We start from the raw sequence: 10,278 nt of genomic DNA on the forward strand, positions 1-10,278 counted from the left end.
TGCTTCTTTTTCTAAATTGATATTTTGCTCAAGATTTGGATCTTTAATTAATTCTTTAAAATAATTGCTTATGGATTTTAATCCCAATTTTCTCGTTAATTTACTTAAATACTTATAAAATTTATTTTTGATAGTTTGTTTTTTAGGTTCTGAATTTTTATTGAATATATTATCGGTTTTAACTTCTTGTTTTTTATCTTCTAATACTCCTGTATTATTAGGTAGATTTTTATTAACTTCAGTTATTAGTGCATTTACTAAATTTTGTTTTTCTTCTTTAAGTACAGCGTCATTCAAAAAGCTTGATACAGGCGAATTTTTTGAGTATATTGTATCCAAGTTAAGGTTAGTAGTTTTTTGTTTTTCTACGTTCGGGAGCGGTATATTAATATGCTCGTTTTTTGTTTCAATTATAGGTGAGTCTCTTAATTTATTCTCTCCAAAAATATCTAGAGTTTGCTGCGTAAATTCATCTACTAATTTTTGAGCTTTTATAGGTGTTATTTCTTCATTAAATTTATTTTTACTATAAATCTTTGACCATTTGAGTGATTTCTTCGGATGCTTTTGCTTCCGGTATAGTCATTTTGTATTTTTGTGCCATATCTTTTATGACATCATCCAATTTCTTATGTTCTTCCGATAGCTCTAGCGGTTTAGGGTTAGTATTACTTTGTTTCATTTGTTGGAAAATATCTTATAGCCGGGCGGTTTGGTATTTTCGCTTGTATTTGTGCTTTGATAAGTATATTTACATCTTTATCATTTAAGCATTTTGCTGATAGCTCTTTAATGATTTGTTCTTTGTTAGATTTATATAATCTTTAATTTTCTAAAACTTTTTTTGAGGGAGCGATTTCATGATCTTCAAAACAAGTTTGGATATGGTTTATAACAGGCTTTAAAAGATCCTCGGTAATAGGTAAATCAGTGTCCTTATAGGGAAACACAGTAGATAAAAAATCTACTAGATCAATCTTGATATACTTTAAATTAGATTCTTTAGCAACTTTATTAAATAACTTTTCTTTTGTGCTTGGTGTATGCCCTGCATTATAAAAAAAAGTATCAAAACAATTAGTAGCTGAATTGGCAATATCTTTTTGAAATTGATTTTGATAAGTTGTATTTGAGATACTTTGTTGTTTTATTAAAGGTATATTTAAGATATTTGCTAAATTTTTTTGTTCACTTTCCAAGTTTGATATTATTTGTTATACTTGATTTTGTGTAATAATATCATATATTTCACGAAATTCTGAATCCGGTACATTGTCTCTTAAAGCTTCTCTTATTGACCTGCTACTACAATTCCCTAAAGTTTGTCCGGTAACTGTTCTTCTTGAATCAGCTGTTGGATTAATAAATTGCTCCGATTTGAATCTGTTGATTTCGTTATTATGAGCTTTTATTCCTTCTATTTCATTTATAGATAATATAGAAAATATACTATCTTTTATTTCTTTATCTGTTTGATTTTTGAGTGCATATTTAATTGAACTGAATTTTGCTTTACTTCTTGCTTCTATTGTTTCATTTATTTTAGATAATTGATCTTTTGGTGTTTGATTTAGCTTTGAATTATCTGCTCTTACCCCAGCACCGGCATTATATATATACGATAATTTTTTCCGTTTTCTTTAGAATATTTTATAATATTTGCATGTAATCCTGTATTAGTAGGAGCATTAGAATATGATAAATATGCTTCTCCGGTTTTTTGCAGTTTATCATATATTTCATCTGTAGTTTTTTCTAAAAATTTTTTTAACTGTTCTGCTTGTGGTAATTCAGTTGAGTTAGTTAAATTACGTACTAAAAAGGATTGCTTATAAATCTCATCTAAGCCATCCATAAAATGGTCTAATTTTTTACCTGTATTTTCGTCAGGATTTAAAGCTTTATACGCTAGCCGTTATAAAATGAGCTGAGCCTAAATTATAATCTTTTATGGATTTATCATAGGTACGGGCATCGTCAAGCATTTCGCAGTACTGAGTTGCTTTTGCTTCATACTCATTATTTAAGGCTTGAGTGATATTTTCATAATGCTCTTTCAGCTTATTTTGGTTATTCTCTTTTAGAGCAGTATTTGTAAGTTGATTATCATACTTTTCTAAGTTACCGAACTTTCTATCATTATTTATATTCTCAGCCATATTTTTAACTAATTAGTTAAACAGGGATAAAAATAATCATGTATTACGAATAAATAAATGTCAATCATTACTCACCTCAATATATCTACTTTATCTAATTGTTCCCATGTAAAATTTTCGTCTTCTCGGCCGAAATGACCGTAAGAAGCCGTTTTTTGATAACATGGAGTGCGAAGCTTAAGATGTTTAATAATTCTTCCTGGACGCATATCAAAATGCTGTGTTATGAGCTTAGTAATTTGTTCGTTGCTTAATTTGCTAGTACCGCAAGTTTCAGCATAAACAGATACGGGAGCAGCTACGCCTATTGCGTAGGATATTTGTATTTCACAGCGATCGGCAAGTCCTGCTCCTACTATATTCTTAGCAATATAGCGTGCCATGTAAGCAGCCGATCTATCTATTTTTGTTGGATCTTTTCCAGAAAAGCAACCGCCGCCGTGTCTTGCCATTCCTCCATAGCTGTCCACGATAATTTTCCTACCGGTTAAACCGCAATCTGCAACGGGACCGCCTATAACAAACCGACCCGTTGGATTAATTAGGTATTTAGTGTCTTTATGAAGTAAATTGCTTGGTAATGCCTGTTTAATAATTTCTTCCATTACTGCTTCAATAAGGTCTTTTTGTTGTATTTCCGGATGATGCTGAGTTGATAAAACTACTGCATCAATGGCAATTGGTTTGTTATTTTCATATCGTAACGTGACTTGAGATTTTGCATCGGGTCTAAGCCAAGACAAGACACTTTGTTTACGTAAATATGCTTGCCTTTTCATTAATAAATGAGCGTAGTAAATCGGTGCGGGCATGAAACTATCCGTTTCATTACAGGCATAACCGAAAACCATACCTTGGTCTCCTGCACCTATTTCATCGTCATTTGCATTGTCAACACCCATAGCTATATCGGGTGATTGTTTAATGATAGCTGAAATTACAGCACAACAGCTACCGTCAAATCCATAATTTGGATTATTATAGCCGATTTCTTGTATCTTGCTACGTACTATTTGCTCAATATCCACATAGGTACTAGTAGTAATTTCGCCGCTCACTAGAACTAGACCGGTTGTTACAAATGTTTCACAGGCAACACGACCGTTAGGGTCTTGTTTTAGAATCTCATCAAGTACCGTATCTGAAATTTGATCGGCAATTTTGTCCGGATGCCCTTCAGAAACTGACTCAGACGTGAATATAAAATTTTTCATACATTACGCTCCTTTTAAAATTCTTCAAATGTTATATTAATATATGATTTTTTATGTCATTCCCGCAAAAGCGGGAATCCAGAAAAATAACTTCAACATATAATACAGCATACATATTTGATAAAATAAGCATATAAAAAACTAGTTTTTTATATGCTTTACTGGATTCCCGCTTTCGCAGGAATGACATCAAGTCATGCAATAACGCCGCCTTTAGCTAGGAATGATACACCTTCAATGAATTTCCATCCAGTTATTACCTGCTCTAATTTCGGTTATAATCGGTACATCCATATTAATAGAATTTTCCATGATTTTTTTAATAATAGGTGTTATAATTTCTACTTCATCAATCGGTGCTTCAAATAGTAATTCATCATGAATTTGCAGTACTAATCTTGTTTTAAGTTTACGTTTTTCTATTTCTTGATCTAGATTGATCATAGCAATTTTAATTATATCGGCATTAGTTCCTTGAATCGGAGCATTAATAGCCGCACGTTCTGCAAATTGTTTAAGCTTTTTATCATGAATTAGAGGTACAAAACATTTTCTGCCAAAGCAATTTGTGACATAGCCGTTGCTACTTGCAAAAGCTTTTGTTTGCTCCATATATTCTTGTACTCCTTTATATTCAGCAAAATATTTCTTGATATATTCGGATGCTTCGCCGTTAGTAACGTTTAATTGCTTAGCAAGCCCAAAAGCACTTATACCGTAAATGATACCAAAATTTATAGCTTTTGCTTTACGCCTATGTTCGCTAGTGAGTTCGTGTTTTTGTAAGTTAAAGATCTGACAAGCAGTTTGAGTATGGATATCGTCTTTATTGATAAATGCTTGTTTTAGTGCATCTATATTTGCGATATGGCTTAATATTCTAAGCTCAATTTGAGAATAATCGGCAGATATTAATTTATAACCTTCTTCAGCAATAAAAGCTTGTCTGATTTGATGCCCCTCACTAGAGCGAATAGGTACATTTTGTAGATTAGGTTCTTGTGAGCTAAGTCTTCCTGTAGTGGTAGAAGTTTGTAAAAATGTCGTATGTACTCTATGTGTTATATTATCTATCTGTTTCGGTAAACTATCGGTGTAGGTATTCTTTAATTTTGTCAGTTGCCGCCATCTTAATAACAAATCTGCAATATTATATCCATGCTCACTAAGTTTTTCTAGTATTTCCGCTCCCGTTGAGTAAGAGCTTGCTTTAGCTGAAGCTTTACCGAAAGGTAATTGCATTTTTTCGAACAAGATTTCGCCTAATTGTTTTGGTGAACCAATATTAAATTTAGTTCCGCTAAGAGCAAAAATTTCTTCTTCAAGTTTTAGAATTGCTGTTCCAAATTCAGCGGATAATTGTTTTAGGTAATTAGCATCTACTGTAATACCCACTTTCTCCATTTTATCTAAAATAAAACAAATAGGTAAATCAATGTTGCTATAAAGTCTAAAGGTTTTGTTGTCTTTAAGCTCCAATATAGTTTGCTTATAAAGTGCGATAAAGTTTATTACTATTTTTGCTGATTCGATAATTATATTTTCTATCAAAGTTTCTTTCAAAACTTCTTTAAATAAATTTTTCTGTGATAAACCGGCAGATAACGCATACTGCATTAATTCTAAATCTTCTATAGCCGTAATGTTATGAGATTGGTTTGCATAAAATTTAAGTAGAGGTTTAAGAGAGTAAGCAATTTTTTTTATGGATTTATCGGTTAGTAAATTGAAGATTATATCCGAAAACCAGTTGTTATTAGTATTATAAGAAAATAGATCATGAGAAGTGTTTGAAATTTTAATAATATAGCTTTGGTTTTGCAGTGATAAAATAAAAGCAAGATTAGCTCCTTTATGCTGTAATAAATATATCCCGAATATTCCTATTTTCTCGGCTTCTTTAGCAAAGTCTGCTAACTCATTAGCATTATTAATTTCTTTTATTTCCGTTACTGTATTATCTGCTATCTCTTTGTGGTCATTAATTTTAATATCCAATAAATTTTCTACTCTTTTATATAAAGATCTAAAACCGTATTCCTGTAAAAATCCTGTTAATTTATCGCTATTTGGAGGTGACCATTCTAAATTATTTAGCTGAAAATCTAAATCAACATTAGAATCAAGTCCTATTAACTGCCATGAAATTAACGCCGCTTCTCTTGAATTTTGTAAAGTTTCACGTTGTTTTACGCTTGAGACTTGGTCTAAAGAGTTAAATATATTTTCTACAGAACCAAATTGGGTTATAAGACTACTTGCAGTTTTTGGTCCAATAGATGGCACACCCGGAATATTATCCGATCTATCGCCGATTAAAGCCATTACTTCACGTAATTTATCAGAAGTAGTGCCGAATTTTTTAACAACATCATCCTCCGTAATATATTTCCCTTTTAACGGATCATATATCTTGATGTTTTCAGTCATTAACTGTAATAAATCTTTATCGGAAGAGATAATGACTACATGTTCGCCAAGTGCAGCAGTTTTAGTAGCAAAGGTTGCGATAATGTCATCGGCTTCATAACCGTTCTTCTCTAGAATAGGAAAATTTAAGTTACTTGCAACATCACGAACTAAAGGTAATTGTACAATTAAATCTTCAGGGGGTGGAGGGCGGTTAGCTTTATAGTCGGGATAAATCTGATGGCGAAAATTTTTCCCGCCGCTGTCAAATACTACAGCGACATGTTTAGGCTTAAAGTCGCTCAGTAATTTTAGCAGCATTGAAGTAAAACCGTAAAGAGCACCGACAGGCTCGCCTTTTGGTGAAGTTAAAGGCTGTTGTGCATAATAGGCTCTAAAAACAAATCCGTATCCGTCTATGAGCAATAAGGTATTTTTTTGAGTCATTTTATGATTTTATTTTTAATTAAATCGTCATTGCGAGGAAATTGCATAGCAATTGACGAAGCAATCTCAGGAGTTTATTAATACTTCATGAGATTGCCGTGCAGCCTGTGGCTGCTCGCAATGACGATTCAATATTCGTGCGGGCAATGACGTAGCAAAACCTCACAACCCCACTAGATTTCTAGCAAAATCATGTCGGTTGAATATTTTTAAGTCCTCTATCTTCTCGCCTATACCGGTAAAGTATAAGGGTAAATTAAATTTTTGTACTACTCCGACAATTACGCCCGCTTTAGCACTGCCGTCTAGTTTAGTCACGATAAGCCCCGTCAAATTAGTAGCATCATTAAAATGTTCTACTTGGTTATAAGTATTTTGTCCGGTAATAGCATCAATGACTAAAATGCTATGAGTGGGGGCATTCTCGTCTAGTTTTTTTATAACTTTTATAATCTTAGACAGTTCATCCATCAAATTTTTCTTATTATGAAGCCTACCTGCTGTATCGATAAAAAGTATATCGATATTTTGTTTTATCGATTCTTCCATCCCGCGATAAGCAACACTCGCAGGGTCAGCCGATTCTTCACCGGTAATAAGTAGTGCATTTGCTCTATCTGCCCAAGTACTTAGCTGATTTACGGCAGCTGCTCTAAAAGTATCGCAGGCTGCAACTGCTACTTTTTTCCCTTGCGCCGAGTACATTGCAGCAAGCTTACCTATAGTCGTGGTTTTACCTGCTCCGTTAACACCGCAAACTAAAATTACGTTTAATTTATTTTCGCTTAAAGTAAAGGGAATTTCTGATTTTGATAGCTGCTGCTCTATTAATTTAGCAAGGGCTTCTTTTACTGTATCACTATCTATTTCTTTGTCAAATTTTACCTTTTTAAACTCTTCAATAATATTAGTTACTACCGAAACACTCATATCACTTGAGATAAGTAGCTCTTCTAGCTCTTCTAGAGTTTCTGCATCTAATTTTTTCTTGTAAAATATTTTGTCGATACCTTCCGATATTTTATTGGAAGTTTTAGATAAACTTTGTTTTAATTTATTAAATATCGAAATCATATTAGATAGTTTGTTTTATGGGTGTTGGTGTTACGCCTGCGTGAGTATCAAATCGTCATTGCGAGGAAATTACGTAAGTAATTGACGAAGCAATCTCAGGAGTTTGTTGTTATTTCATGAGATTGCCACGCAGCCTATGGCTCGCAATGACGATGAGGTATCTACACAGATAAGCCATCTTGCAATGATGATTAAGGTACTTATCTCTTTTTCTTATTTTTGCTTTTGTTTTTATTTCCGTCAGTGGTTTTATTGAATCTGCCTAAATTTTTAACAAATTTTTGTAGTCCGTTAAGTTCCGTTCCATATGTCCTAGTATATTCATGGACTATTTCTATATCTTGTCTATGAGAATCATCTATTACTACTACTTCCTGCATAAAATTATTAGCATCAAACGTAATTTTTACTATCTTCTGCTTTTCAATTTTTGGATTGAGCCAAGCTCTTTGAGATATAACTCTTTCAACATAATACCAGGTATTTTGGGAATATTCCGGTACCATAGTAGGCGTACCTATTAACTCTACGACTTCTGTTTTATTTAGTTTTTTAGACTCTAATTTTACAAGTGCCGAATCATCTATGGATTGCCCTCTATTTTCGATAGTTTTGCAGCCGCTTAAGGAAAAAAAGGCTAATATACTAAAAATGTATGTTATAAAAATTTTCATAAGTTTAATTTTATCTAGATTTTATTACAAGATTATAATATACTGCTTCACTAATTTGACAAATACTTTTTAATTTATATTTAGAGAGGCTAATAATGGCGGTCCCAAAGAAAAAAACATCAAAATCAAGACGTAATATGAGACGTTCGCACTTAGCACTTGGCAAAGTTAACGTAATAGTTGATTCTCAAACCGGTGAATATAAGCTTCCTCATCACGTTTCTTTAGTCGACGGTACTTATAATAATCGTCCAGTAGTAACAAAGAAAATTAAAACTGAAGAAGAAGTAGCCTAAAAGATTTATGACCTGTAAAATTATTGGTTGCGGTGGGTATCTTCCTTCAAAAATAGTTAGTAATGACGAGCTTGCAAAATTCGTAGATACTAACGATGAATGGATTAGAACAAGAACAGGTATTATGCAGCGTCATATAGCAGGTGATACAGAATATACTTCCCATCTTGCTTTAAAATCAGCTGAAAAAGCTATAGCAGATGCAGGGATATCGGTAAATGATATTGATTTAATTATTACATGTACTACTACTCCCGATAATAGCTTTCCTTCGGTTGCCTCTAAGCTGCAAGGTTATCTTGGTTTAACTAATATACCGTCTTTTGATTTACAAGCAGTATGTGCTGGCTTTGTTTATGGTTTACAAGTAGCAAATTCTCTTATCTTATCAGGTAAATATAAAACTATTTTGCTTATAGGAGCCGAGAAAATGACGTCGTTATTAGATTGGAATGATAGGACTACTTGCGTTTTATTCGGTGATGGGGCCGGTAGCGTAATATTACAGCGTAGTAGTGATGATTCCGGTTTAATAGATAGTAATATCTTCTCAAGCGGGGCTGATTATGAAATATTATACACAAACGGTGGTGTAAGTATGAACGGTATTAGTGGCAAAATAGTTATGCAGGGGCAAAAATTATTTCGTCATGCAATAGAAAAAATGCAACAATCTATAAAAGATTTACTGCATGCTAATCAATTCAGTGTAAGCGATATTGATTATTTTATACCTCATCAAGCAAATATCCGTATTATAAATAAACTCGCTGAACTATTAAATATAGAAGAGCATAAAGTAGTGAAAACCGTAGAAAAACATGCTAACTGCTCTGCTGCTTCTATTCCGCTTGCTTTGAGTACTCTCAAAGCATCAGGCAAAATAAAAAAAGGTGATATTCTACTATTTTCAGCTATCGGTGCAGGTCTTACTTGGGGCAGTGCATTCATTAGATGGTGAATATACTCGTTTTATTAGACATCTTCGGAAACTCTACTGCTAGGGGTAGTTTGTACGTTGATCCTGTACTCGAATCCTCACTTACCTCTATGTACGCTGCGGTTATAAGCTTCAAAATCGATTCCTCTTTTCCCCATTAAACTTCATCTATCTATTTATCCAAAGTATATACTTGTATTATAAAAATGATATTTTTACCACATTTATACATGAGTAATTGCATTTTATAATATTTTAGCCTTTAAACTAATAAAATAATGATATATACTAACTCACATAGCTTTTGGTTAGTTTAGTTTTATGACTAGCTAAAATGAATTCAATATCAATAAATTATAATCTCAAGGAGTTTAATTATGAAAACAAAAATTACATTAGCTTTTCTTGCATTATTTGTGCTTGCAGGGTGTAATACAACAAAAAGAGCACCGCAATTTGACGGTAATATGAACCAAGGTGAAGAAACTTCATTAATGAAAGATTTCGAGAAGCATGCAGGAAATGCAGTATGGTTTGCTTTTGATAGCTCTGCTTTGTCACCAAAGGCTAAAGAAGAACTAGAGAGACAAGCTTGCTGGTTATCAAAGCATCCTGAAGTAAAAGTTACTGTTGAAGGACATTGCGATGAAAGAGGTACCAGAGAATATAACTTAGGTTTAGGTGAAAGAAGAGCAGCAGCAGCGAAAAAATTCTTAGCTCATAAAGGAATCGATCATAACAGATTAAATACAATCTCTTATGGTAAAGATAGACCTGCTATGATGGGTAATGCTGAAGAAGCTTTTGCTTATAATCGTAGAGCTGTAACAGTTGTACACCACTAAAATTATTTACTAATTATATAGTATCCTAAAAGGCCGAGTTTACTACTCGGCCTTTTTTTATTTATAACTTGATGTTATTATTGCGAAAGCGTTGATGCGTGGATACCGAATCGTCATTGCAAGCCATAGGCTGCGTGGCAATCTCATGAAATAACAACAAACTCCTGAGATTGCTTCGTCAATTACTTTGTAATTTCCTCGCAATGACGAAAAAACTGAA

General features: G+C 33.0%; 12 protein-coding genes and 1 pseudogene. 3 read left to right on the forward strand and 10 right to left on the reverse strand.

The features are described from left to right. The 9 genes from O6R16_RS07305 to O6R16_RS07345 all read right to left on the reverse strand — a co-directional run. The coding region (locus O6R16_RS07305; protein WP_499680632.1) for a hypothetical protein at positions 1-297 on the reverse strand (297 nt) is incomplete at its 3' end. Positions 298-526: 229 nt separating this feature from the next. Then, positions 527-682, reverse strand: coding sequence for a hypothetical protein (locus O6R16_RS07310; RefSeq protein WP_014014793.1), 156 nt, complete (start codon positions 680-682; stop codon positions 527-529). Between the two features lie 142 nt (positions 683-824). After that, on the reverse strand, positions 825-1,199 hold the full coding sequence (locus O6R16_RS07315) for a hypothetical protein (protein WP_499680623.1): 375 nt from the start codon (positions 1,197-1,199) through the stop codon (positions 825-827). Positions 1,200-1,591: 392 nt separating this feature from the next. After that, positions 1,592-1,855: a hypothetical protein gene (locus O6R16_RS07320; protein WP_499680624.1), complete on the reverse strand. Its 264-nt coding sequence runs from the start codon at positions 1,853-1,855 to the stop codon at positions 1,592-1,594. A gap of 46 nt (positions 1,856-1,901) precedes the next feature. Beyond that, the gene (locus tag O6R16_RS07325; protein ID WP_499680625.1) at positions 1,902-2,159 is read right to left on the reverse strand and encodes a hypothetical protein; all 258 of its coding nucleotides are present in this window, start codon (positions 2,157-2,159) and stop codon (positions 1,902-1,904) included. Positions 2,160-2,230: 71 nt separating this feature from the next. Next, the gene (gene metK / locus O6R16_RS07330; protein WP_499680626.1) at positions 2,231-3,373 is read right to left on the reverse strand and encodes a methionine adenosyltransferase; all 1,143 of its coding nucleotides are present in this window, start codon (positions 3,371-3,373) and stop codon (positions 2,231-2,233) included. A gap of 234 nt (positions 3,374-3,607) precedes the next feature. Next, the gene (gene polA / locus O6R16_RS07335; RefSeq protein WP_499680627.1) at positions 3,608-6,229 is read right to left on the reverse strand and encodes a DNA polymerase I; all 2,622 of its coding nucleotides are present in this window, start codon (positions 6,227-6,229) and stop codon (positions 3,608-3,610) included. Between the two features lie 162 nt (positions 6,230-6,391). Beyond that, on the reverse strand, positions 6,392-7,303 hold the full coding sequence (gene ftsY / locus O6R16_RS07340; protein WP_499680628.1) for a signal recognition particle-docking protein FtsY: 912 nt from the start codon (positions 7,301-7,303) through the stop codon (positions 6,392-6,394). Between the two features lie 200 nt (positions 7,304-7,503). Continuing rightward, positions 7,504-7,977: an outer membrane protein assembly factor BamE gene (locus tag O6R16_RS07345; protein WP_499680629.1), complete on the reverse strand. Its 474-nt coding sequence runs from the start codon at positions 7,975-7,977 to the stop codon at positions 7,504-7,506. 95 nt (positions 7,978-8,072) lie between these two features. Between O6R16_RS07345 and rpmF the strand changes: the two genes are divergently transcribed. After that, positions 8,073-8,273 (forward strand): 50S ribosomal protein L32, encoded by a 201-nt coding sequence (rpmF, locus tag O6R16_RS07350; RefSeq protein ID WP_014014787.1) that lies wholly within the window; start codon positions 8,073-8,075, stop codon positions 8,271-8,273. Positions 8,274-8,280: 7 nt separating this feature from the next. Continuing rightward, positions 8,281-9,234 (forward strand): beta-ketoacyl-ACP synthase III, encoded by a 954-nt coding sequence (locus O6R16_RS07355; RefSeq protein WP_499680630.1) that lies wholly within the window; start codon positions 8,281-8,283, stop codon positions 9,232-9,234. Here the strand turns inward: O6R16_RS07355 and O6R16_RS07360 are convergent. Further along, a pseudogene (locus O6R16_RS07360) lies at positions 9,224-9,337 on the reverse strand (palindromic element RPE1 domain-containing protein); the annotation flags it as partial. The gene O6R16_RS07355 and the pseudogene O6R16_RS07360 overlap by 11 nt on opposite strands. Before the next feature lie 253 nt (positions 9,338-9,590). Between O6R16_RS07360 and pal the strand changes: the two are divergent. Beyond that, positions 9,591-10,058 (forward strand): peptidoglycan-associated lipoprotein Pal, encoded by a 468-nt coding sequence (pal, locus tag O6R16_RS07365; RefSeq protein WP_499680631.1) that lies wholly within the window; start codon positions 9,591-9,593, stop codon positions 10,056-10,058. The last annotated feature ends 220 nt before the right edge of the window (positions 10,059-10,278 follow it).

This window comes from Candidatus Rickettsia tasmaniensis (genome assembly GCF_036857515.1).
GTDB classification, from domain to species: Bacteria; Pseudomonadota; Alphaproteobacteria; order Rickettsiales; family Rickettsiaceae; genus Rickettsia; species Rickettsia rickettsii.

What these genes read in the sequence shown, in the direction of transcription:
- O6R16_RS07310 (WP_014014793.1), bottom strand. Translation starts at nt 682, where the DNA reads ATGAAACAAAGTAATACTAACCCTAAACCGCTAGAGCTATCGGAAGAA.
- O6R16_RS07320 (WP_499680624.1), bottom strand. Translation starts at nt 1,855, where the DNA reads ATGGATGGCTTAGATGAGATTTATAAGCAATCCTTTTTAGTACGTAAT.
- O6R16_RS07325 (WP_499680625.1), bottom strand. Translation starts at nt 2,159, where the DNA reads ATGGCTGAGAATATAAATAATGATAGAAAGTTCGGTAACTTAGAAAAG.
- metK (WP_499680626.1), bottom strand. Translation starts at nt 3,373, where the DNA reads ATGAAAAATTTTATATTCACGTCTGAGTCAGTTTCTGAAGGGCATCCG.
- polA (WP_499680627.1), bottom strand. Translation starts at nt 6,229, where the DNA reads ATGACTCAAAAAAATACCTTATTGCTCATAGACGGATACGGATTTGTT.
- ftsY (WP_499680628.1), bottom strand. Translation starts at nt 7,303, where the DNA reads ATGATTTCGATATTTAATAAATTAAAACAAAGTTTATCTAAAACTTCC.
- O6R16_RS07345 (WP_499680629.1), bottom strand. Translation starts at nt 7,977, where the DNA reads ATGAAAATTTTTATAACATACATTTTTAGTATATTAGCCTTTTTTTCC.
- rpmF (WP_014014787.1), top strand. Translation starts at nt 8,073, where the DNA reads ATGGCGGTCCCAAAGAAAAAAACATCAAAATCAAGACGTAATATGAGA.
- O6R16_RS07355 (WP_499680630.1), top strand. Translation starts at nt 8,281, where the DNA reads ATGACCTGTAAAATTATTGGTTGCGGTGGGTATCTTCCTTCAAAAATA.
- pal (WP_499680631.1), top strand. Translation starts at nt 9,591, where the DNA reads ATGAAAACAAAAATTACATTAGCTTTTCTTGCATTATTTGTGCTTGCA.